The 23665-nt window shown below is 67.9% G+C and carries 20 protein-coding genes; 8 read left to right on the forward strand and 12 right to left on the reverse strand.

Features of this window, described 5'->3' with window-relative positions; genetic code table 11:
• Positions 1–42 precede the first annotated feature (42 nt).
• Positions 43–330, forward strand: a complete 288-nt coding sequence (locus tag BLQ58_RS24225) for a helix-turn-helix transcriptional regulator (RefSeq protein WP_092602638.1) — start codon at positions 43–45, stop codon at positions 328–330.
• Between the two features lie 72 nt (positions 331–402).
• Here the strand turns inward: BLQ58_RS24225 and BLQ58_RS24230 are convergent, their stop codons facing one another.
• From BLQ58_RS24230 to BLQ58_RS24245, 4 genes are all read right to left on the reverse strand, one after another.
• Positions 403–1194, reverse strand: a complete 792-nt coding sequence (locus tag BLQ58_RS24230) for a DUF4397 domain-containing protein (RefSeq protein ID WP_092602640.1) — start codon at positions 1192–1194, stop codon at positions 403–405.
• Positions 1195–1523: 329 nt separating this feature from the next.
• Positions 1524–3542, reverse strand: a complete 2019-nt coding sequence (locus BLQ58_RS24235; protein ID WP_217636071.1) for a protein-L-isoaspartate(D-aspartate) O-methyltransferase — start codon at positions 3540–3542, stop codon at positions 1524–1526.
• Positions 3543–3703: 161 nt separating this feature from the next.
• Entirely contained in the window at positions 3704–4135 is a 432-nt protein-coding gene (locus BLQ58_RS24240) for a PRC-barrel domain-containing protein (RefSeq protein WP_092602642.1), read from the reverse strand.
• Between the two features lie 101 nt (positions 4136–4236).
• Entirely contained in the window at positions 4237–4794 is a 558-nt protein-coding gene (locus BLQ58_RS24245) for a BON domain-containing protein (protein ID WP_092602644.1), read from the reverse strand.
• 775 nt (positions 4795–5569) lie between these two features.
• Here BLQ58_RS24245 and BLQ58_RS29225 point away from each other — a divergent pair.
• From BLQ58_RS29225 to BLQ58_RS24270, 5 genes are all read left to right on the forward strand, one after another.
• Positions 5570–5719 (forward strand): hypothetical protein, encoded by a 150-nt coding sequence (locus BLQ58_RS29225; RefSeq protein ID WP_175459991.1) that lies wholly within the window; start codon positions 5570–5572, stop codon positions 5717–5719.
• A gap of 20 nt (positions 5720–5739) precedes the next feature.
• Positions 5740–6501, forward strand: a complete 762-nt coding sequence (locus BLQ58_RS24255; protein ID WP_092602646.1) for a meso-2,3-butanediol dehydrogenase — start codon at positions 5740–5742, stop codon at positions 6499–6501.
• A 7-nt stretch (positions 6502–6508) separates the two neighbouring features.
• Complete coding sequence (locus BLQ58_RS24260) at positions 6509–7618, forward strand: flavodoxin family protein (RefSeq protein WP_092602648.1); 1110 nt, start codon at positions 6509–6511, stop codon at positions 7616–7618.
• Between the two features lie 73 nt (positions 7619–7691).
• Complete coding sequence (locus BLQ58_RS24265; RefSeq protein ID WP_092602650.1) at positions 7692–8333, forward strand: BON domain-containing protein; 642 nt, start codon at positions 7692–7694, stop codon at positions 8331–8333.
• A gap of 15 nt (positions 8334–8348) precedes the next feature.
• Positions 8349–8969, forward strand: coding sequence for a UdgX family uracil-DNA binding protein (locus BLQ58_RS24270; protein ID WP_092602652.1), 621 nt, complete (start codon positions 8349–8351; stop codon positions 8967–8969).
• 38 nt (positions 8970–9007) lie between these two features.
• Here BLQ58_RS24270 and BLQ58_RS24275 read toward each other — a convergent pair whose 3' ends face one another.
• From BLQ58_RS24275 to BLQ58_RS24310, 8 genes are all read right to left on the reverse strand, one after another.
• The gene (locus BLQ58_RS24275) at positions 9008–11254 is read right to left on the reverse strand and encodes a catalase (RefSeq protein WP_092602654.1); all 2247 of its coding nucleotides are present in this window, start codon (positions 11252–11254) and stop codon (positions 9008–9010) included.
• A 108-nt stretch (positions 11255–11362) separates the two neighbouring features.
• On the reverse strand, positions 11363–12373 hold the full coding sequence (locus tag BLQ58_RS24280) for a response regulator (RefSeq protein ID WP_092602656.1): 1011 nt from the start codon (positions 12371–12373) through the stop codon (positions 11363–11365).
• A gap of 4 nt (positions 12374–12377) precedes the next feature.
• The gene (locus BLQ58_RS24285; RefSeq protein ID WP_092602658.1) at positions 12378–13409 is read right to left on the reverse strand and encodes a chemotaxis response regulator protein-glutamate methylesterase; all 1032 of its coding nucleotides are present in this window, start codon (positions 13407–13409) and stop codon (positions 12378–12380) included.
• Complete coding sequence (locus BLQ58_RS24290) at positions 13406–15718, reverse strand: hybrid sensor histidine kinase/response regulator (protein WP_092602660.1); 2313 nt, start codon at positions 15716–15718, stop codon at positions 13406–13408. Before BLQ58_RS24290 ends, BLQ58_RS24285 begins: the two co-directional genes overlap by 4 nt.
• The gene (locus tag BLQ58_RS24295; protein WP_092602662.1) at positions 15715–16410 is read right to left on the reverse strand and encodes a chemotaxis protein CheW; all 696 of its coding nucleotides are present in this window, start codon (positions 16408–16410) and stop codon (positions 15715–15717) included. Before BLQ58_RS24295 ends, BLQ58_RS24290 begins: the two co-directional genes overlap by 4 nt.
• Positions 16403–17659 (reverse strand): CheR family methyltransferase, encoded by a 1257-nt coding sequence (locus BLQ58_RS24300; protein WP_092602664.1) that lies wholly within the window; start codon positions 17657–17659, stop codon positions 16403–16405. The genes BLQ58_RS24295 and BLQ58_RS24300 overlap by 8 nt, the downstream gene beginning before the upstream one ends.
• Complete coding sequence (locus BLQ58_RS24305; RefSeq protein WP_092602666.1) at positions 17656–18129, reverse strand: chemotaxis protein CheW; 474 nt, start codon at positions 18127–18129, stop codon at positions 17656–17658. The genes BLQ58_RS24300 and BLQ58_RS24305 overlap by 4 nt, the downstream gene beginning before the upstream one ends.
• Positions 18130–18150: 21 nt before the next feature.
• Positions 18151–19770 carry a methyl-accepting chemotaxis protein gene (locus tag BLQ58_RS24310; RefSeq protein WP_217636073.1) on the reverse strand — a complete coding sequence of 540 codons (1620 nt, stop codon included), beginning with the start codon at positions 19768–19770 and terminating at the stop codon, positions 18151–18153.
• A gap of 288 nt (positions 19771–20058) precedes the next feature.
• Here BLQ58_RS24310 and BLQ58_RS24315 point away from each other — a divergent pair, with 288 nt between their 5' ends.
• Both BLQ58_RS24315 and BLQ58_RS24320 read left to right on the forward strand, forming a co-directional pair.
• A complete protein-coding gene (locus tag BLQ58_RS24315; RefSeq protein ID WP_092602670.1) occupies positions 20059–21384 on the forward strand; it encodes a putative bifunctional diguanylate cyclase/phosphodiesterase in 1326 nt (441 codons plus the stop codon).
• Between the two features lie 264 nt (positions 21385–21648).
• The coding region (locus tag BLQ58_RS24320; protein ID WP_092602672.1) for a DUF6600 domain-containing protein at positions 21649–23665 on the forward strand (2017 nt) is incomplete at its 3' end.

Here is a 23665-nt window from a genome sequence, read left to right on the forward strand (position 1 = left end):
ATGATTAGACTTACCGCACCTTTGGCTGCGTCACCTGCGCCTATGAAAACGCCTTCGCTCGACCGGATCGTTTCCCGGCTGTACATCCTCAAGCTGGTGCAGGCCAGCCCATCCACGGTCTTCAACCTGATGGAGCGTCTGCGCGAGCGCGGCATCGACAAGAACATTCGCGCCTTGCGGCCTGTGCTGCGCAGCCTCATGATGGCACGCGCGATTACCGCCGAGCTGGTGGAGGGCAACGGCCGCGTGTACACGATCACCGACCAGGGCCGCGCCGAGCTGGACGCCTATCTGTCGCACCTCGACGTGTTGAAGCAGGAAGTCGAGTGAATCACCGGCCCCGCACATAACAAAACGCCCCGATGCCGCAAGGGCATCGGGGCGCCGCAGGCACGTCGGGTATTACTGTGCCGACGTCTGCGTCACAAGCTCCTGGGCCGTCGCATTGCTGGTGTTGCTTTGAGCCACCAGCACCTTGATCTTGTTCGGCACCACGGCGCCAAAGCCGTCTGCCGGGATCGTGGTGATCAGCCAGTCGGCGTTCTTGCTGATGGTCAGCGCGCCCGAGTCGAAGATTACGGTCTTGGTGCCCGCCGTGGTGATGCGCAGGCGATAGGTGCCACCATCCACATACTGCGAGTCCTGGCCCGATGCCGGCACGGCGGCCTTGTACTGCACCGATGCCATGTTGGGCGACACCGAGTTCAGATCCACCGCGGGCGTGGTCAGGTACACGTCGATGTTCTGCGCGTTGATCGACGCATTGAAGGTCCGCACGCGCGCCGACGTATCAAGCAGCCCCTTGCCATACGGATCGTCGATCTGCGCCACGTCGGCGGCCGTGGTGCCGGGCAGTGCGATCACGGTGTACTTGTGACCCGTGTGAGCATCCACGGTGGTCGCGCCAATCTGCGTCGACGTGCCCGTCAGGTTGAAGGCGAACAGATTGTTGCCCGTGGAGACGTCGAAGTAGCCCGACACCGTCTTGTACGGGATGTTCGTCAACGAAGTCTTCGCGCCATTCTGTAGCACGTCGACATTGGGGCCTGCAGTGACTGCATGGATCACGCGCACCGCCGGCTTGCTGACGCCGATGCGGTCATCGATGCCGTCGTCGCCACCGCCGCAGGCCGCCAGTACGGCGGTCGTTGCCAGCGCCAGTCCCAGAATGATTCTTTTCCTGAATTGCGTCATGCTTTCACCTCATTTCCGTTTGAAGTTCAGGGAGCGAGCGAGACATGGCTTGCGACGACAACGTGCCCCGCACCGACGCAGCAGTGCGTACGAAGGAAGATTCGTCGTTGCGTGCGATGCTCGCCGCGCTCGGCAATCGTTGATGCGGGTTGCAGCTGGCAGCCTTGGTCATTGCGCTTGCCGTGATGAAACGATAGGCATCCGCCAACGGGCGAAACAGACGCGGGGCTCCGAAATGGATGTCGGAGGAATCCCACAATTTGGTTGCAAAGCTGACACAGAGGCGTACGTTTCAAACGCGTCATCCATTCGCCGGCATCAGCGCACCGCTAGAGGCCAAAAGGCCACGTCTCGGGCATGCCGGTACCTGGCGTCTGGTCAACGGGCAACGGGGTGACGGCCGTGGTCTCCTCGAACCAGACCCATCCATCGAACTGTTCTGGCAGAACCGCGCGTGCATAGTGGCTGACGAGTTCGGTATCGGGGCGGTAGATCACGCCGATAAATCGCTCCTGCCGCGGCGTCATCAAGGCAGTGCGCAGCGCCGCGCTGGCGGACGCCACGCCGGCGCGCAAATCCACGAATGCCCGAGCAACCCCGCCTTCATGAGCGATGAAGGCATAGCTGTCGGTACGGGCCGGCAGCACGCGCTTGACCTCCATGGGGCCGTCCCAATCGGACGCCGCAGCCACAGTGCCGGTATAGGTATCCTGGCCGATCAACGCTGCACGGGTCCCGAACCGCTCGCGGCATAGTTGCCCGATATTCAGTTCCTGGCGGTCGGTGCCCATGGCGGTGGCCGCCGCATTGCCAATATGCGAGTTGTGGGCCCAGACCACCGCCTTGGCGTGCGGGCCGTGGGCCTCTAGCAGGCGGGCCAGGACATCGAACATATGGGTGTCGCGCAGGTTCCAGCTGGCAGCGGCACCGTAGTACATCAGCCGATAGTATTGTTCGGCCGAAGCAACGAGCCGCGCGTTCTGGGCAGCGTCGAAATAGTCTTCGAAGCCGTGGCTGCCGTAGTCGATGCGTTGCGCCAGCAGCGACTGCAATTGCGCGATCACGGCGTCTTCGCAGGCCGAGTACGCGCCGGACAGTACCGCGCGTCCGTAGACGGCGGGCTGCTGCCGCCAGGGGTCCAGGCAGGCGTAGCGTTGGCGCGCCTCGGCCGCCGCTGCGGGGTCGATCCTGTCGAGGTAGGCCAGCACCGACGCCATCGACGCCTTCATGCTGTAGAGGTCCAGCCCGAAGAAGCCCGCTTGATGTGGCGCGGGCCGCTGCGCGTTGTAGCTGCGCAGCCACTGCACGAACGCCGCCACCTCCTGGTTTCGCCACATCCATGTGGGGAAGCGCGAGAACGGTGCGAACGCTTCGGTGCTGCTGCCGGCCCGGGTGCCGGTGGACTGGGTGCCGGGCGGCGGCGGCCGCTGGCGCACGTACCGGTCGATGGTGGCTGCGTCGGGCCAGTCTGCCTCCACGGCGACGATCCTAAAGCCGTGCCGTTCGATGAGCCGCTGCGTGGCACGGGCACGGGCGCGATAGAACTCCGATGTGCCGTGCGACGACTCGCCCAGCAACACCACCTTGCAATCGCCGAAGCGGTCGATCCAATCGGCAAAGTCTGGGGCGTCGATATCGGGCAGGGGGATCGCCGCATCGGCGAACGCCCGCGCCGCGGTACTCATATTGTGCGCGCGCGGATCCTCCCAGCCCTGCTCCCCGATCAGCGGCACGAACATGACTTGCCCCAGGTCGTCGCGCGTGAGGCGACCATCGGCCTCGCGAACGACGCGCACCAGCGTCTGCTGCGAATGCAGGGCGCCCAGCGGCATGATCAGCGTGCCGCCCGGTGCCAGCTGTGCGATCCACGCTTCGGGGATGCGGGGGCCGCCCGCCGTGGCGATGATGGCGTCGTACGGTGCGCCATCGGGCCAGCCAAGCGTGCCGTCCGCAATGTGAATCTCCACGTTCGACACACCAAGCGCCGTCAACCGTCCCGCTGCAGCGTTCGCCAGCGCACCATGCCTTTCCAAAGAGACAACGTGGGCCGCGATGCGCGCGGTAATAGCGGCGGAATAGCCCGACCCTGTACCGATCTCCAGCACGCGGGCAGCCGGCGTCAGGCGCGCCGCTTCAATCATGCGGGCAACAATGTAGGGCTGGGAGATCGTCTGACCCTGCCCGATGCCAAGCGGCGCATCGTCGTATGCGCTCGGCGTGGCCGCCTCAGGCACGAACTGCTCGCGCGGCACGTCGCCCATGGCTTGCAGGACGCGGGCATCCACGATGCCGCGTCGGCGTAGCTGCAGCGCCACCATGTTCTGGCGGCGATCAGCAGGCGTATCCATTCGCTGCACCGGAAATTGTGGCCGCTACCGCGCCGGCGTTTGAATCACCGGCTTGTAAGGCGTGCAGTCGCGGGTAGATTCGCGCCCGCGCCGACGCCGCGCGCCCGTGTCGTACGAGTGCGCGATGGCAGCCGGCGCGACGCGGCATCAGAGGGGGCAGGTCAGATGGTGCCGCCCACATTGGTCCAGTAGGGGTCACGACCGTAATACTGGTGCACGGTGGTGGCCCACTGCGGATCGGCCATCCTCGGCCAGCTGTCCTTGTTGAAGCCCGGGGCGTCCTTGATGCGATCGGCGGTCAGTCCAAGCCGGAAGCACTTCGCGTCGGTATCCATGACCAGCGCGCTCCACGGAATCGCATGCAGCGTATCGCCAATGCCAAGAAAGCCGCCAGTCGTCAGCACGGCGTATGCGACCCGTCCGCTTTGAACGTCGATCATGATCTCCTTGATCTCGCCCACGTGCTCGCCGTCGGACGCGTAGACCTTGGTGTCGTCGAGGCTCGACGCAGCCATGACTTCGGGGCCGGGGCCTTCGCCCACGCCAGAACCGACGATGCCGGCGCCCTGGGCGGAAGAGAGATTGGATGCCATTGCAGTCTCCTGTGATGTGCCATCGGAAACCACCGTGGCGCAACAAGCGTGCCCGTCGATGCCGGTGGCGCCGCCGGCCCCTTGCGTCCCGCTGGCATCGCTTATCCGGTGACGACCAGCTCCAGCTGATTGCGGATTTCATGGGACGGCAGGCATTCCTGCGCCACGTGTCCGATGCGGACTTTCGTTTGCGCGTCGTGCACATGGCCGGTCAACACGCAGATGCCGTCCGAGATCGTTGCCTTGACCGTGCCGGGATCGACCCATTGCGCCAGGCGCTCGTCCAGCACCTCGCGCAGCTGGATATCGGTGAGTGGCGCGATGGCCTGCATGTCGGCGTTGTCGTACTGGCCGAGCGAAGCGGGCCCGGGCAACGGTCGGGTGGATTCGGGCCGCGTGGGCGTCAGCGCCGCCTGGCGCGGCGCGGTGCCATACATGCCATGCTGCTCGATGCCGGCCGGCTCCGTCGTGCCGCACGGGGAGTAGCGTGGCGTGGGAGAGTTGTCCAGATGCGCGGGCATGGCCTGCTCGTATTGGTACTTTCGATGATCGTCGCTCACGCCGCTGTGGCCGCCATAGCGATGGTTCGTCAGCGGCGCGCTGGTTTCGGGGGTGGACGGGTTCTCCGGCTGCACGCCTTCCGGTGTCGTGTCGCTCATGGTCGCGCTCCTCATGCATGGGTTCCGAAGGGCTTCAAGCGACGCATCGAGCGTGCCAGCCCGCAAAAAGGGGCGACGGACGGCAGGGATGCAGCCGTTGCACGTACATCTGACGCCCCTGCGGAGATTTTTACTGCCCACCGCGGCATCGCAGGCGCCACCCGCCTGGAGCGCCGCATCCCCTCCCAGCGGGTGACGGCTAGCGGGCAAACGATGGGTGTGGCGCTTGATGGCCCGGCGTGCTGTGGTGGCGCGTCACCCGGCATGGCCGTTGCGAGCATCGTGCAGATCTTTCATCCACCGATTTGGGAGAGAAGTCATGAAACCACGCAATCTCATCGCGATGTCAGCAGTCGTGCTGTGCGCGGGCGCGGCATATGCGCAGACAGGCACAGGCGTTGGTACCGGCGGCACAAGCGGGGGCACCGGCGGTTCGACGTCGCCCGGCGCGACGACGGTGCCGGGGGGTACGGGCTCCAACGCAGCCGGAAATCAGGCGGGCCAGCGTGGCCGCGCCAATCCGTCGAACCCAGGCAATCCATACGGCGCGCCGAATACGCGCCCAGGCACGGGGCCCACTGACGGCAGCAACTATGGCAGCGCGACGACGTCTCCAGGCATGCCTGCGACGCCGGGGACGCCAGGTACCGTGGGCAGGCCCGGCACACCGGGAACGCCGGGCGCACCAGGAACCCCCGGCAGGCCGGGTACTTCGAGCACGAACCCGGGCGACGGCCGGACTGATACGCCTACCGGCATGCCGCCGGGAACAGGCATGACGCCGGGCGGACGCGTGCCGGGAAGCAGCACGGGAAGTGGCACCACGGGCACCGGCACCATGGGCGGCAGCACATCGGGTGGCGGGATGGGCGGCACCTCGGGTGGCGGCGCGGCGGGCGGTGGCGCCGGCGGTGGCGCGCGATAGTCGGGACAAGGAGTGAAACCATGAACCGGTTCCAGGACAAGGTCGTCATCGTGACAGGCGCGGGCTCGGGTATCGGCGCAGCGGCCGCCCGCAGGTTTGCATCCGAGGGTGCGGCCGTGGTGCTGGCAGGGCGCACACTCGACAAGCTCGAACGGGTGGCCAGCGATCTGCCGAATGCGCAACACCTCGTACAGGTGACGGATGTGAGCCAGCTCGAACAGGTGGAAGCACTGGTCCGTGCCGCGGTGGATCGCTTCGGCAGGCTCGATGTCATGGTCAACAACGCCGGCGTGGCGCCTGAAGGCCGTGCGACGGAAGCGACGGTCGAGGATTGGCGCACGGTCATGGCGACCGACCTCGACGGGGTGTTCTTCGGCGCGCGGGCCGCGCTACCGCATCTGATACGCACCAAGGGCTGCATCGTCAATACCGCGTCGGTGTCGGGGCTCGGCGCCGACTGGAAGCTCTGCTTCTACAACGCGGCCAAGGGCGGCGTGGTCAATCTGACACGCGCGCTGGCGCTGGACTATGGCCGCGACGGCGTGCGCATCAACGCGGTGTGCCCCACGCTGACGCGCACCGACCTGACAGTCGACATGTTCAAGGACGAGGCGTTGCTCGACAAGTTTCGCGAGCGCATTGCGCTGGGACGCACGGCCGAACCGGACGATATCGCCGGGGCGATTGCCTTTCTGGCCAGCGACGATGCGCGCTACATCACGGGGGTGAACCTGCCCGTGGATGGCGGCCTGAGCGCGTCGAACGGCCAGCCGCCGCAGTAATCGAAAGATGGCGGACCAGCAACGACCCGACGCCAACGCAGATGCCGCGCAGGACGTGCGCAAGGGGCAGGTCACCGCACAGATGCCTCGCGAGGCGTTCCGAGACCGTTTTCGCGCGCGGTTTTATGACCCCGCCTTCCGGGACGAGGACGCCGCGATCGACCGGCTCGAAGCCATCGCCTGGGATGCCTACCGCGCGGGGCGCAAGGCACCCGTGACCGCGAAGGCAGGTCCTGGCGCGGCCGATCCGGACTACGACCTGTCGGTCGAATGGCGCCAGTCGCGCGATGCCGTGCGCGATGCGCAGCGCGAGCATGACGATCCTGCCAGCCCGTCGCGTGTGCTGCTGGTGGTCGGCGCGGCCAGGAATGACTACACCTGTCCCGGCGAGATGTCCAAATCGTGGCGCCTGGCCGGCATCGCGAGGGCAAGGATGGAAGCCCTGCGGATGACTGTCGACACGCTGGACCTCAGTCTGCTGACGTCAGATCCAGACCGGCATATCCACCCCTGCAAGGGGTGTGTGTCCACGTCGATGCCGCTTTGTCACTGGCCCTGCAGTTGCTATCCGAACCATTCCCTGGGTCAGGTCAATGACTGGATGGCCGAGATCTATCCGCGCTGGGCCCGCGCGCATGGCGTGCTGATCGTGACGCCCACCTACTGGTATCAGGCGACGAGCCCGCTGAAGCTGATGATGGACCGGCTGGTCTGCGCCGACGGCGGCAATCCCGATCCCAGCAGCACACATGGCAAGAAGGTGCCCGAAGCCAAGGCGCTGGAACTGCGTGGCTGGGACTATCCCAAGCACCTGGCGGGCCGCGTCTTCGGCGTGGTGGTGCATGGTGACGTGGCAGGCATCGAAGGCGTGCGCCGGTCGCTGTGCGACTGGCTGAACTGGATGGGGCTTCTCGAAGCCGGTCCCCAGGCGCAACTCGATCGCTTTATCGGGTACTACGCGCCCTATGCCACGTCGCACCGGTCGCTGGACACGGATGCCGGCGTGCAGAAGGAAGTTGAGAATGCTGCCGCTGCCGTGGCGCAGGCGGTCACATTGCGCCGGCAGGGCAGGCTGCCTGCCGTGGGCGAAGACCTGAAGCCGCCGCGTCCGAAATAATCGGGCGGGCCCCCGGTGCGCACGGCACGCTTCTTGCGCCAGCCTGGATATCGGCAACCATGAGGAGCGGACCATGTTCGACTTTTTGCGGCGGCACAGGCATGACCCTGCCGGTGAAAGATCCACGCGCGAAGCGTCACGCGATACCGGCTCGCAGTTCCGTGAGTCGTCTGGCGCCGAGAGCTGGCGCGCGAAGGCGCATCGCGACCGCGACCAGCGCCACGACGAGCCGGGCTATGGCGGCGCCGGATACTTTGGCAGCAGTGACGGCGGTGGCCAGTCATTCAACGGTGCCCAGCGCGTGTATCCCGGCGATCCCGGTTACCGCGCGCATCCCACGCATCCGGTCAATTCCGCGCGCATCGGGTCGGCGCGCCATGCCGGCCCGAAAAACTACCAGCGCGCCGACGACCTGATTCGGGACGATATCTGCGAGCGCCTGACCATGCACGATGGCGTCGACGTGTCAGACGTGTCAGTTGACGTGTCGGCCGGCGTCGTAACGCTGTCCGGCATGGTCGAGGACCGCTACGAAAAGCACCTGATCGAGGACATTGCCGATGATGTGTTCGGTGTGCAGGACGTCGAAAACCGCATCCGCGTGCAGCGTCGCGACTATCTCCACGACCGTCACGATGGCCGGCTCGATGAGGGGGCTGCGTCCGAACGATCGGGATCCCCGGAGCGCTCGGAGCGAACCCTGAACCTGAGCTGACGATACAGAACCTGCATGGCGGCGAAGCGAGACATCCCGATTGCCGATGCGGCGCACCTGAACGCCTGTCGGCGCTGCGACCTCTGGCATGACGCCACCCAGGCCGTGCCAGGCAAGGGGCCGGCTCACGCACCGCTGATGTTGGTCGGCGAGCAGCCCGGTAACGACGAGGACCTGCAAGGCGAGGCCTTTGTCGGGCCAGCGGGGCGCCTGCTCGACGAGGCGTTGGCGCGGGCCGGCGTGTTGCGCAGCGCGGTTTACGTGACCAATGCCGTCAAGCATTTCAAGTTCGAACTGCGCGGCAAGCGCCGCATGCACAAGACGCCAGGTCAGCTTGAAGTCGAGGCCTGCCACTTGTGGCTGGAGCGGGAAATCGCGCAGGTGCGCCCCAGAACCATCGTGGCGCTGGGCGCTACCGCAGCAGGATCGGTATTGCACCGGAAGCGCGTGACGCTGTCGCAACTGATGCGCGCACCCGTGACGTGCGACGACATGCTCGTGGTCGTGACGTACCACCCGTCGTTCGCCTTGCGCCAGCGGTCGTCCGAGGGGCGCGATGCGGCGCTGGACAAAATTGTGGCGAGCCTGCGCGAAGCGGCCCGCCTCGCCCATCTGGACGCCGCGCATACAGGCTGACCTGGCCGGGCGCCGCGCCGACCGGCCAGCCGTATCGCCTAGGCCGGAATCTTCATTGCATCGGGCCGTTGCCACCAGCGGTGTTGTCCCACGGCGTCGAGAAACGCCTGATGGGTCTTGGCATCCTCGCTTGCGCCGATCACCAGGCCGGGCCCGGCAAAGCCGCCCTGTATGCCCGCGCGCCGCGCGGCTTCGGCCACCAGCATCGCGCCGCTACCGCCGGCGCCCACTGCCTTGAAGTGCTTGTAGGCCTCGCTGACGAACAGCAGCGCGCGCGGATCGGGATCGGCCGGCGGGTTCTTGCCGTCTGGCACGTAGACCGCATCGAACAGCACCGAGCCAACGGACGGGAGCGCATAGTCCACGGGCAGCACCGCGCCGCTTGCCGTGGTGACGCTGCTGGCGCGCGGGCCGACGATCTTCGCGCTGGCGCGCAGCCCTTCGGCCAGCGATTGCAGCGACTGGATCGCTGCATCGTCCACGCCATCGTTGACCAGCACCGCGATCTTGCGGCCGATGATGTCGCCCTTGGGCTGCGCGTCCAGGCTCAGCGCGGGCGATGTCTGCACGCCGTAGTCATTGATCTGCACCGCCGGCCCCACTGGCTCCACGGCGATGCCCAGCTGCTGCGCCACCCCGTCTGCCAGTTCCTGCGCGATATGCACGATCTGCCCCACCACGCGCGAACGGATGGCCGGGTCCTGTACCTTGGACAGCTCGAAGCTGTAGGCGTCGATGATCTGCTGCTTTTCCACGTCGGACTGGCTGCGCCAGAACAGGTTGGCCTGCGAGAAGTGATCGGCAAACGTGTTGCTGCGCACGCGCGCCTTGACGGCGCCGTCCTCGGCCGGCGCCGGATAGTGACGGTAGGCGTCCTTGTCGCCGGCCAGGAACGGGCAGCCGCCACTGACCGAGTTCGGCTGATAGCTCTCCTTGCCCTGCACCACGGTCTGCCGCATGAATCCGTCGCGCTGGTTGTTGTGAACCGGGCACAGCGGACGATTGATCGGCAGCTCGTGGAAGTTCGGGCCGCCCAGCCGGGTGATCTGCGTGTCGATGTACGAGAACAGGCGCGCCTGCAGCAGCGGATCGTTGGTGAAATCCATGCCGGGCAGCAGGTGTCCGGGGTGGAATGCCACCTGTTCGGTCTCGGCGAAGAAGTTGTCCGGGTTGCGGTTCAGCACCATCCGCCCGATGCGCTTCACGGGTACTAGTTCCTCGGGAATGATCTTGGTCGGGTCCTGCAGGTCGAAGCCCAGCTTGAGCATGTCGGTTTCGGGCACCAGCTGCACGCCGAACTCATATTCGGGATACTGGCCCATCTCGATCGATTCCCAGAGGTCGCGCCGGTGGAAGTCGGGGTCCTTGCCATTGATCTTCAGCGCCTCGTCCCAGATCAGCGAATGGGCGCCGCCCACGGGCTTCCAGTGGTACTTGACCAGCGTGGCTTCGCCTCTGGCATTGATAAGCCGGAACGTGTGGACGCCAAAGCCCTCCATGGTGCGGAAGCTGCGCGGAATGGCGCGGCCCGACATCGTCCACAGCACCATATGCATCGATTCAGGCTGCAGCGAGACGAAATCCCAGAACGTGTCGTGCGCTGACGCAGCCTGCGGAATCTCGTTATGCGGCTCCGGCTTCACCGAATGCACGAAGTCCGGAAACTTGATGCCGTCCTGGATGAAGAACACGGGAATGTTGTTGCCCACCAGGTCGAAATTGCCCTGGCGTGTATAGAACTTCGTGGCAAAGCCGCGCACGTCGCGCGCCAGGTCGGCCGACCCGCGCGAGCCCGCTACCGTCGAAAAGCGCACGAAGACCGGGGTCTTTTCGCCGACGCGCGTGAACAGCTCGGCGGTCGTGTAATCCTCGATCGACTCGAACAGCTCGAAATAGCCGTGCGCCGCCGCGCCGCGCGCATGCACTACCCGTTCGGGGATGCGTTCATGATCGAAGTGCGTAATCTTTTCACGCAGGTGGAAATCTTCCAGCAGTGTCGGGCCCCGCAAGCCAAGTTTCAGCGAGTCGTCGTCCTCGGGAATCTGCAGGCCCTGATTGGTGGTCAGCGTCTTGCCGGCGTTCGATACGACGTTGCCGACGCTGGGAGAACCCAGCCGCTCCGGGCGGCCAGACAGGCGGTCAACCACAGCCTTTTCGTAGGTACCGTCCCGGTTGTTGCCAGATGCGCGGTCCTGGCTAGGGTTGTTGCCGGAGTGCTGGGGCGTGGTCTGGCCCCCGCCATTCGACGGTGCGGCACTCGACTTTGGTGGTGACTGCTGGGGCATGGCGCGGCCTCCTTGTGCGTACGGATACGTTTGTGGAACCGTTCGTACTGCAGTTTGCATGCCATGCGCTTGCGCTGCCGGGCGCTGCCGGCGGCAGCGTGGGGCGATTTACCCCATCACCACCTGGTTGCGGCCGTTGCGCTTGGCCTGGTACAGACCGGTATCGGCCGCCTCGACCAGCCGGCTGAAGTTGCCGTCGCTGTCCGGCACGATCACCGCACCGCCGATGCTGACCGTCACGAAGCCGCCGGTGGGCGACCCGCTGTGCGCAATGCGCAGCGTCTCGATCGACCGGCGCACCTTCTCGGCCAGCAGGCGTGCGCCGCCGGGCGATGTCGCCGGCAGGATCATCGAGAACTCCTCGCCGCCGAACCGCGCGGGCAGGTCCGCCGGCCGGGCGCAGTTCTCCCGGATCACGGTGGCCACGCGGCGCAGCACCTCATCGCCCGCCACGTGCCCGTAGGTGTCGTTGTAGGCCTTGAAGGCATCGACGTCGATCATCAGCAGCGCCAGTTGCGTCTGCTCGCGCTGGGCGCGCTTCCACTCGGCGCCCAGGTATTCATCGAAATAGCGCCGGTTGGACAGCCCGGTCAGGCCATCGGAATTGGTCAGGCGCTGCAGCTCCAGGTTGGTCTCCAGCAGCTGCTGCTGGCTCTGGCGCAGCGCGCGGTAGGCTTCGTCGCGCTGCAGCAGGTTCAGGTACGAGCGCGAGTGATAGCGGATGCGCGCCACCAGTTCGATGGTGTCGGGCAGCTTGACCAGGTAGTCGTTGGCCCCGGCGGCGAACGCCGCGCTCTTCATCGTGGGCTCTTCCTTGGTGGACAGCACGATGATCGGAATATCGCGCGTACCGGCGTTCTCGCGATAGCGGCGCACCAGCGTCAGCCCGTCGGTGCCGGGCATGACAAGATCCTGCAGGATCACGGTGGGCTGCGTGCGCTCCGCCACCGCCACCGCTTCCTCCGGGCTGGCGCAATAGTGGAAGTCGATATCGGCCTCGCCGGCCAGCGCGCGGCGGATGGCTTCGCCGATGATGGCCTGGTCATCGACCAGCAGCACCATGGCCAGGTATTCGTTGCCGGCGGCCGACGGATTGGCCGGATTCCCAAGTCTAGGCATTCCCTTACCCCTTGTTTCTTGTGGTCCCCAGTCCGCCGAAGGCCCGGATCAGCCGGGGTGCGATGCGTGGCAACGGCAGGATCTCGCTCGCCGCGCCGAGCGTGGCGGCGGCCTTTGGCATGCCATAGACGGCACTGGTGGCCTGGTCTTGCGCGATGGTCAGGAAGCCACGCTCGCGCATGGCCTTCAGGCCCTGCGCGCCGTCGCGGCCCATGCCGGTCAACAGCACGCCCATGGCCTCGCCGCGCCAGTGCTCCACCACGCTTTCGAAGAACACGTCGATAGACGGACGGTACAGATAGTCGCCCGGTTCGGGCGTGTAGGCCATCCGCGTGCCGGCGACCAGCCGCAGATGATCGTTGGTGCCGGCCAGCAGCACGGTGCCAGGCTGCGGCGTTTCGCCGGCGCGCGCGATGCGTACCCGCAGCGGGCTTTGCGCGTCGAGCCATTCGGCCATGCCCTGCGCGAAGGCCTCGTCCACGTGCTGCACGGCCACCACCGCCGCGCCGAACCCGGCGGGCAGGGCACCCAGCAGCGTGGCCAGCGCAGCCGGGCCGCCGGCCGACGCGCCGATCGCCACCAGCCGTGGCGCGGCGGGTCCCGACGCGGCTGCCGCCAGTGCATGCGGCGCCTGGGCGCGGCCCGCCAGCAGCCGGCCGATATTACGGATCTTGCGCAGCAGCGGGCCTGCGGCGAGCGTGGCGTCCGACTGGGTCAGCGTTGGCGTGTCGACCGCGTCGATCGCGCCTTGCCCCATGGCGTCGAACACCTGGTTGGCATTGCGGCCCAGGTCCATCGTCACGACCACGATTGCGCACGGCGTGGCCGCCATGATTCGGCGCGTGGCCTCCACGCCGTCCATCACGGGCATCAGCAGGTCCATCAGGATCAGGTCGGGCGTCTGGCTGGCGGCCATCTGCACGCCCTGTTCGCCGTTGCCGGCGACCCAGACGATTTCAAGCGATGTGTCGAGTGCCAGCGCGCGGCGCAGTGCGGCCACGGCCAGTGCGGAGTCGTTGACGATGCCGATCTTCATGCGCGTGCCTCGCCGATCAGGTCCCGCACGGCATCGAGCAGCGCGGTGTCATGGAAACTTCCCTTGGCCAGATAATAGTCCGCCCCGGCCTGCATGCCGCGTTCGCGGTCCTGCTCGCGGTCCTTGTACGACACGATCATCACCGGCAACTGCGCCAGCCGCGCGTCGCTCCGGATCCGCGTCACCAGTTCGATGCCGTCCAGGCGCGGCATGTCGACGTCGGTGATGACCAGGTCGAACGCCTCGGCGCGCAGCACGTTCCAGCCGTCCATGCCGTCGACGGCCACGCTCACGTCGTAGCCACGCCCGGCCAGCAGCTTGCGTTCCAGTTCGCGCACGGTCAGCGAGTCGTCGATCACCAGCACGCGCTTGCGGCGCACGACGGCCGTGTCGGCGCCCGCCTGGCGTACGCGCTCGATGCGTCCTTCGGACACGAGCTTTTCCACCGAACGCAGCATGTCCTCGACGTCGAAGATCAGCACCGGCGTGCCGTCGTCGGTCAGGCTGCCCGCCGCGATGTCCTTGATTTTGCCCAGCGCCTGCGCCAGCGGCTGCACTACCAGCATACGTTCGCCCAGCAGGCGATCCACGGCAATGCCGTAGACGCGCTCCTGTTCGCCAATCACCACCACCGGCGTGGTGTCGCCCCCGCGCGGCTGTTCCGGGCGCTGCAGGATCTGCGCCGCGCTGACCAGCCCCACCGGACGGCCGTCGTGGCGAAAGTGCTGGTGCTGCTCGGTCTGCTCGATGACGTCGCGCGGCACGGCCACGGCCCGATGCACGAGCCCGAGCGGAAAGGCATAGGCTTCGCCGGAGATTTCCACCAGCAGCGCGCGCACCACGGACAGCGTGAGCGGGAGTTCCAGATGGAAGTGCAGGCCGCTGCCGGGTTGCTGCGACAGCTTCAGGCTGCCACGCACCGCGCGGACCATGTCCTGCACAGCGTCGAGACCGACGCCCCGGCCCGACACTTCGGATACGGTCTCGCGCAGGCTGAAACCGGGCAGCAGCAGGAATTCGAGCATCTCGGCCTGCGACAGCCGCGCGGCGGTTTCGGCCTGGGCCAGCCCACGACGCACAATGGCAGCGCGCAGCGCATCGAGATCGACGCCGGCGCCATCGTCGAAGATCTCGATCATCAGGCGGCCGGCGTTGTGCCGCGCCATCAGGCTGATGCGGCCTTCGGCGGGCTTGCCGGCGGCGCGGCGCACTTCGGGCAGTTCGATGCCGTGGTCCACGGCATTGCGCAGCAGGTGGGCCAGCGGCGCATCGAGCTGCTCCAGGATGTCGCGATCGACCTGCGTCTGTTCGCCGGACAGCACCAGGTGCACCTGCTTGCCCAGCGCGCGGCCGAGGTCGCGCACCATGCGCGAGAACCCGGTCATGCCGTCCGACAGCGGACGCATGCGGCACGACAGCGCGGTGTCATAGATCTGGCGCGACAGGCGGCTGGCACGATGATCGTACTGGTCGAACTCGTCCACGCGCTGCGACAACTGGCCGTGGCCGTCTTCGAGCAGCTGGCGCACCTCGGCCAGCGCGGCGCGCATGCGCGGCACCGAGCCTTCGGGCGCGTCCAGCAGCGCCTGCACGCCATCGAGCGCCTGCAGCGCCCGCATCTGCTGGCGGCGCGCCTGCTGCATGGCGCCGCCGAACGGCCGCAGCCAGTGCGATTCGACCATGGCCTCGCCAGCCATCGCCAGCAGGCGATCCAGACGATCGGCGTTGACGCGCAGCATGCGCTCCTGCGTGTCGCCACCTGGCGCAGGATCCGGCGCACGTTCGTGAGACGGCGCACGGTCCGGGTCGGGCGCAAACGGGGCGGCGTGCCCGGCCTCTTGCGGATGTGGCGCCAGCGGTGCCGGCGCCGACGTGGCGCCGGGCGGCGGCAGGGCTTCGCCGCCGTCAAGCAGCTGGCTCATCCGCGCGATCCAGGTGTCGATCTCGGCCCGGCCATCGAGTTCGGGCCAGTTGAGGTTGCCGCCGGGCGGGTGGCCGATGCGCTGGAGCAGGTCGGTGCCTTGCAGCAGGGCGTCGATATGGGCGGGCGCGAGTACGATGCCGCCGCGCTGGGCCGCGACCAGGCAGTCTTCCATGACATGCGCCACACGCACGCCGCCATCGAGCCCGACGATCCGCGCCGCGCCCTTGAGCGAGTGGGCGGCACGCATGCAGGCTTCCAGATGAGAGGTGGCGGTGGCGTCGCGCTCCAGCGCCAGCAGGCCGGTGTTCAGTACCTCGGCCTGCGCGTCCGCTTCGAGCGCGAACAGGTCCAGCATCGAAGCATCGCGCAATTGCTCGGGATTCATGCCAGGCTCCGCGACAGGGCCTGACGCAGCAGGTCGGCATCGAGCAGCCCCACGCTATGGCCCGCGTGTTCGAACAGCGCCTGCGTATAGCGCGACGAAGCGCGCGTCAGCGTGGCGGGCAGTGGCAGCAGCGCGTCACGCGGCACGTGCTCGACGCCCGCCACCTCGGCCACCGGCAGGGCGATGGCATTGCGGCCCTGGCCCAGAATCAGGCAGCGCGTGGCCTGCTGTCCGGCACCTTCTGGAGCCCCGAACAGCAGCGCCAGCGATACGCAGGTCAGCAGCACCCCGCGAACCGCGGCCACGCCGAGCAGGGCGGCATGGCGCCGGTGCGGCAGGGAATGCACGGGTACGGGCGCGGTGATCTCGCCCAGCGCGCCGGTGGGCAGCGCCAGCCATTCGTCGCCGACGCGAAAAATCAGCAGCGACTGGCTGGCGGCGCGATCGAGGCCGGCGGCGTCGGCGCCGGCCTTGTCGATGGTGCTGCCCCACAGGCTGCCGGCCGACAGCGCATCGAGCACGGTCACGGCAGCCTGCGCGTAGACCGGGCAATTGCGGCAGCGCAGGTGCTCGTCGAGTTTCGGGCAGGAACGGTCGCCGCCGGTGCCGATGCGGCGCCAGCAGTCGTCCACGGTGCCGGCGGCCAGGCCGGGCAGCGTGTTGGGGGCATGTTGGACGATCGAATCAGCCATGGCTCAGTCGGGCATGTCGCTGGGCGCGCTCGCGCAGCCGGTGGGCGCCCGAGGCATCGCCCTCGCTGTCGAGCAGGGCGGCCAGATGATAAAGCGCCTCTTCGTGGCCGGGGTCAAGATACACCGCCTTGCGGTAGGCGGCATGGGCATCGGCGATCCGGCCGGCCGCATCGTGCAGCACGCCAAGCAGACACCAGCCGTCGGGCGACGATCCATGGCTGGTCAGATACTGCTGGCACGCGGCCGTGGCGGCATCGAGTTCGCCACGGTCGGCCATGGCCGAAATCGCCGCCAGCGGGTTGCTGGCCGTGGCGCTGGCCGTCGGCATTTGCGCGGCCCGGGGCGCTGGCATGGCGGGAGCCAGGGCCGAGTGCCGAGTGGGGGCTGCAGGCTTCCAGGCCGGTGGGAGTGGCATCCGTGTTTTTGCAGCCGGGGCTGTGGCAGCGGGCACAGGATGGAACGCGAAGGCAAGCGGTACGCCGGCGCTCGCTAGCCCGTCGCGCGTCAGCAGGCTGGCTTCGGCCGGGCCCACGAAGATCAGTCCGTGCGCCGCGGTCAGGCGCCGCAGCGTCTGTACCGCCTGCTGCTGCGTGGCCAGATCGAAATAGATCAGCAGGTTGCGGCAGAACACGAAGTCGTAAGGCGGCTCGTTGACCAGCAGCCGGGGCGATATCAGGTTGCCCTGCAGCAGCCGCACCTGCGCACGGACCTTTGCCGACAACTGGTAGCCGGCGGGTGCGGGCGCGAAGTAGCGGTCGCGGAAATCGAGCGGCGCGCCGCGAAAGGCATTGCTGCCGTACAGGCCGGCGCGGGCGCGTTCCAGTGCGCGGGCGCTGACGTCCACCGCATCCACACGGAAACGGTCGGCCGGCAGTCCCGCATCGAACAGCGCCATGGCGATCGAGTACGGTTCCTCGCCGGTCGAGCATGGCAGGCTCAGCACGCGCAGCAGACGCTCGCCGTCGCCGAATACACGGTGCGCGGCAAAGCGGCCCAGCGCCAGCAGGGCTTCGCGGTGGCGAAAGAACCAGGTTTCGGGGACCACGACGGCTTCGATCAGCGCCTGCAGTTCGTCAGGCACCGCGTGCAACAGGTTCCAGTAAGCGGCGGGGTCCGGGGCGCCAACGGCTTGCCGGCGCTCGTCGACCGCGCGGGCGATCACGGCCGGCCCGATCGCGGCGGCGTCCAGCCCGATGCGCTCCTTGAGCAGGGCTTCGATCTGCGTCGGGGGATGCGGCAGATCCGTCATGCCGCGTTTGCCGCCGGAAACAGCAGCGTGTGTACCGCGTCGGGCAGCAGGTTGGCCACGCGAATCCATTGCACGAGCCCGCGCGCGTCCTGGCGCACGGGGCCAAGATAACGCGCCGGGCCCGGATCGATGCCGCTGTCGACGAACGACGCCGGGTCGCAACGCAGGGTATCGGTGGCGTACTCCAGCCGCAGCCCCAGCAGATGCGGGGCATCATCGGCCGTGCCGGGGCGCCGGTAGTGGACCAGCACGGTGCGCGTGCTGGTGCGCGTGCCGGCGGCCACGCCGGTGGCCAGCGCGGTGACGTCGATCACGGGCACGGTCCGTCCGCGCCGCGACATCAGTCCGCTGACCCACGGGGGCGAACCGGGAATCTGCTTGGTGGCGGCCAGCGGCAAGACCTCGGCCACTTCGGCGCTATCCAGCGCGTAGTAGTCGGGGCCGATGCGAAACAGCAGGAAGAGCGCCATGGGGACGGGCGGCTGGGCCGCTCAGACCTTGAAACGCGACACGCCGCTGCGCAGTTCGTTGGCAACCAGCGTCAGTTCGTCGATGGCCTGGCTCGACTGGCGCAGCGATTCCACGGTCTGCTGCGCCGCCTCGGACAGCTGCATCAGTGCCTGGTTGATCTGCTCGGCACCGCCGGCCTGGGCCTGCATGCCTTCGTTGACCATCTGCACGCGCGGGGCCAGCGACTGCACCTGGCCGATGATCTGCGACAGCTGGTCGCCGACCTGGGTCACCTCGGACATGCCGCGCCGTACTTCCTCGGAGAACTTGTCCATGCCCATCACGCCGGCGGACACGGCCGACTGGATTTCGCGCACGATCTGCTCGATGTCGTAGGTCGCCACGGCGGTCTGGTCGGCCAGGCGGCGGATCTCGGTGGCCACGACCGAGAAGCCGCGGCCGTATTCGCCGGCCTTTTCGGCCTCGATCGCGGCGTTCAGCGACAGCAGGTTGGTCTGGTCGGCTACCCGGGCGATGGTGGTCACCACCTGGTTGATATTGCCGGCCTTCTCGTTGAGCGTGGCCAGCCGGGCGTTGACCGATCCGGCGGCGTCCATCACGTGGTGCATGGTGGCTTCCATGCGCGACAGCCCCCCCTGGCCGGTGCCGGCCAGTCCGGCGGTCTGTTCGGCTGCGTGCGATACCTCGTTCATGGTGCGGACCAGGTCGCGCGAGGTAGCCGCGATCTCGCGCGACGTGGCGCCGATCTGCGTGGTGGTGGCGGCCGTTTCGGTGGCCGTGGCCTGCTGCTGGCGGGCCGTGGCGGCGATCTCGTTGACGGAGGTCGTGACCTGAATGGCCGATCGCTGGGCCTGGCCGACCAGCGAGGTCAGCTCGCCGGCCATCTGGTTGAAACCGGCCTCCACGGCCTGGAATTCGTCGCGGCGGTTCAGTGTCATGCGCTGGCGCAGGTCGCCGCCGCGCATGGCGCCCAGCAGCGACACGATCGAACGCATCGGGGCGTTGATCGCCCGCAGCAGCAGGTAGCCGCAGACCAGGGCAGCCAGCACGGCGATGGCCAGTGCCACCTCGATGCTGGTCTTGGCGGCGCTGACCGAATCGACGATGCCGGCGGCGGCGCGGTCGTTGACGGCGCCGTTGTCGTCCACCAGATCCTGCAGCGCCTTGCGGCCGTCGGCCCAGATGTCATGGGCGCTGCCGCGCAGCGCGGCTTCGGCGGAGGCGGTATCGCGCCAGCGCGTGGGGTCGAGGTAGGGTTGGGCGGCCTGCTCGTATCTTGCGCGAACATCGAGGAACGCCTTGAAACGGGTGCGATCTTCTTCCCGCTGGATCGAATCGGCATACTGCTTCTGCAGTTTGTCGAGCCGGCGCGTGGCGTCCCCGGTCTGGGAAAGCAGCCTGGCGCGCTGGGCCGGGTCGGATGCCGTGACGGTCTGCCAGGCCAGCACGTAGATTTCGCCCCAGACGCCACGCATGCCGGCGCTGTAGTTCAGCCCGGGCAGTGCGTCGGTGCGCATGACCGTCGTTTCATGCTCGATGGCGGACAGGCGGTTGTAGGCGGTCACGCTCATCAGCGTCATGACCAGCAGGATGAAGGTGAAGCTTGCCAGGATGCGCGTACGGATGGTCCAGTGGTTCACGGGCGATGGAGTCTTTCGTTGGGCGGACGGCCGCGGCCGGCGGGACTGGCGGGAACGTATGCCAGGGCCCACACTCGGATAAGGGGTATCCCTCGAATGGGTGGTAGGCGTTTGCGGCGTAGGGTACTGTAACGTCCGGGTCATTTCAACGGCCGACGGCTTTCCGCCAGCCGGCGCCGTTGCGCGGCGGCGGCGCCAATTTGTAGCCCTTGCTTTTTTCAAAGTTTTCGTCACACTTGCCAGATAGCTTGAGCGGGGAAAATGTTCATCACAACTGATAGGGCAGGGATGGTGGCCAAGTCGGAGGCACAGGTGACTGGCGCCTTGCCGCCGGCGGATCTGGATCCGCTGACCGGCGTGGTCGTCCGCCAGGCATTCTTGAAGCGGGTGGAAGCACGTCTGCATGGCGAGACGACGCCCCGCTTTGCCCTGTTGCTGGTGGGCGTCGACGATTTCCGCGCCTTCAATGACATGCACGGCCACGCGGAGGGCGACGCGATCCTTCAGCACGTGGCCCGTCGCCTGCGCGACGCCTCGCCGCGCGATGCCGTGGTCGGCCGGGTCGGTGGCGACGAGTTTGGCGTGCTGCTGACCTCCATTTCCGATCCCACGCTGGTGCGCCACGTCAGTGCGGCCATCCTGTCGATGCTGTCCGCCCCCTATGAACTGGGCGGCAACCGCCACCATGTGCTGGCCAGCCTGGGCGCCTGCGTGATGCCGGCCGGCGGCAATTCCTCGGCCGACGTGCTGGCGGCAGCCAGCCTGGCGCTGGCCAGGGCCAAGCACGACGGCGGCCGCACCATCCGCTTCTTCAAGCAGCAGATGCGCGCCGACGTGACGACGCGCCTGTCGCTCGTCCAGGCCCTGCGCGAAGCCTACGCCCAACGCCAGTTCGAATTGCTCTACCAGCCGCAGGTGGATTTGCGCGACGGCCGCGTGGTGGGCGCCGAGGCGCTGATGCGCTGGCGCCACCCCACGCTGGGCCTGCTGACCCCGGCGGCGTTCATCGATGCGCTGGCCGCCAGCAGCGTGGCCGCCGACGTGGGCATGTGGCTGCTGCACACGGCCTGCGCGCAGGCGCGGGCGTGGTCGCTGACCTTCCCAGACGCGCCGCGGGTCGCCATCAACCTGTTTGCGGCCCAGCTGGCCGAAAGCCGGCTGCTGACCGAGGTGCGTCACGTGCTGCGCGCGCTGGAACTGCCTGCGGACCGGCTGGAGATCGAGATTACCGAGACCATCGCGCTGCAACAGGGCGACGAGGTGTCTGACCAGCTCCAGGCATTGCGCCGCGACGGCGTGACGCTGACCTGCGACGATTTCGGCACCGGCTACGCATCGCTGAGCTTCCTGAAGTCGTTCCCGGTGGACCGGCTCAAGATTGACCAGTCATTCATCCGCAACGTCACCCACGACAATGTGGACGCCGCCATCGTGCGCTCGGTGATCAATGTCGGCCAGAGCCTGCGGATCGGCGTGGTGGCCGAGGGGGTGGAGACGACCGAGCAGCGCGACTTCCTGCTGAGCAATGGGTGCATCGAGGCCCAGGGCTACCTGTACGGCAGGCCGATGCCGGCCGACCGCCTGACTGACTTCCTGCGCAACCAGCCGCGCTGAGGGGCGGTGCCGAACGCCGATGCTGCAATGCAGCATCGGCGGCCTTCCGGGCCCGGTTCGGGCGCCTTCGCCCGTTCCGTATTTCCGTCATCTGCAAGACTTGTATCCGCCTTTGTCCCGCATGCCACCCCGAGGCGGCAGGGAAATATGTGCTTACAAAGTGCGGTACACAGGCGCGACGCTGCGCCGTTATCCGATATACGGTGGCAGCGGGTGCTTGCCGCCAAGGTCGCCGGCACGGCCCACCGGAATCAGGTAATCGATATGCAATCCCCTCATCGCTTCACGCTCGTGCCAGCCGCCATCGGACTGGCCGCCGCGCTCTGTGTTCAGGTGAACGCCCGGGCACAGGACTACAACCCGGGTGCGCCGGGCGTGCCTCCCGGCTATATCCAGCAGGACCCCGCCGATGCCAACGTGCTGGGCGATCCGTCCGCGATGGTGGCCGACCCGCCGTCGCGCATCGCCACGGTCACTGAAATGGCCGGGGGCCTGAGCTTCGCGCCAGCCGGTTCCGACGAATGGGCGGCGGTGGGCCTGAACCGGCCGATCACGACCGGCGACCGGCTCTGGGTGGACCCGGGCGGCCGCGCCGAACTGCACGCCGGCACCACGGCGGTGCGGCTGGGCGGGGGGACTGCCGCGACGATCCTGAACCTCGACGACCGCGCCACCCAGGTAAAGCTGACCCAGGGCACGCTGCAATTGCGCGTGCGTGCGCTGCCGGCCGACCAGCAGGTCGAGGTCGATACGCCAAATCTGGCATTTGTGCCCCGCGAGCCGGGCGACTACCGGATCGACGTGTCGCCCGACGGCACCTCCACGCTCGTGACGATGCGCCACGGCAGCGCCGTGCTGTATGGCGACACCCGGTCGATCGAACTCGGCCGCGGGCAGCGCATGCGGTTTGCGGGCACCGATCTGGCCGACGCAGGCCCGGGCAACTATCCGCCGCCCGACGGCTTTGACCAGTGGACCGCCGCGCGCGATGCGCGCGAAGATGCCTCGCCGTCGGCGCGCTATGTGCCGCCCGACATGACCGGCTACACCGCGCTGGACGATTACGGCGACTGGCAGCAGGATCCCGGCTATGGCGCCGTGTGGTTCCCCCGCGAAGTGGCGCCGGGTTGGGCGCCTTACAGCACGGGCCGCTGGGCCTGGGTGGCGCCGTGGGGCTGGACCTGGATCGACGACGCGCCCTGGGGCTTTGCGCCGTCGCACTACGGACGCTGGGCCCACTTCGGCAGCCGTTGGGGCTGGGTGCCGGGGCCGGTGGCGGTGCGCCCGTGCTACGCGCCGGCCGTGGTCGGTTTCATCGGCGGCACGAGCATCCGCATCGGCGGCGGGCCGGGCGTGGCCTGGTATCCGCTGGGGCCGCGCGACGTCTACCGGCCCGTGTACCGGGCCAGTCCGCGTTATGTCACGCGTATCAACAATTTTCCGGTCAACAACACGTGGATGCGCGGCGGCGACCGTGACCGCTGGGTAAATCGCAATGTGCCGGGCGCGATCACGGGCATGCCGTCGCGCAATTTCGTGGAGGGACGGCCTGTACCGCGTGGCAGCCATCGCGACGAATGGCGTCAGCTGCCGGCGGGCGAAGCGCGCGGCGGGCCGATCATGGCGCCGGTAAAAGCCAGCCTGATCGGCGGCGCGCGGCCGCAGGGTCTGCCGCCGATGGCGCGGCAGGGATTCGAACGGCAGGCCATCGCCGCACACCAGCCGGGGCGCGTTGGTGTGGACGACCTGGCCCGCCGTTTTGCCCGCGAGGGCGGCACCGGCGGCGCCGGACCAGCCTGGCACGGGCCGACGCCCGGCGCGGACTACCGCCGCCAGGGTCAGCCGGGCCGTGACGACGCGCGGCGCGGCCCGCAACCCGGGCAGGCCTGGCAGCCAGACGTGCGCATGAGCCAGGCGGCGCAGGCAGGCCGCGGGCCGGGCCAGCGGCCCGACGGGCTGCGCAGCGGAGTGTCGGATGCCCAGCGCCAGCAGTTCGAGCAGCAGCGTGACCAGCAGCGCCAGCTGCACGACCAGCAACGGCAGATGCAAGACCAGCAGCGGCTGTCCACGGACAACCAGCGGCAGCAACAGCAGGCGCTGCAGCGGCAGATGCAGGATCAACAGCGCCAGATGCAGGACCAGCAGCGGCAATCGCAGGACGCGCAGCGCCGGCAGCAGTTCGACCAGCAGCGCGCGCAGCAGGACCGCCAGCAGCAGGACGTCCAGCGACAGGCGCAGGAGCGCCAGCGGCAGTTCGACCAGCAGCGCGCGCAGCAGGAGC

Source organism: Ralstonia sp. 25mfcol4.1 (assembly GCF_900104095.1).
Lineage (GTDB): Bacteria > Pseudomonadota > Gammaproteobacteria > Burkholderiales > Burkholderiaceae > Cupriavidus.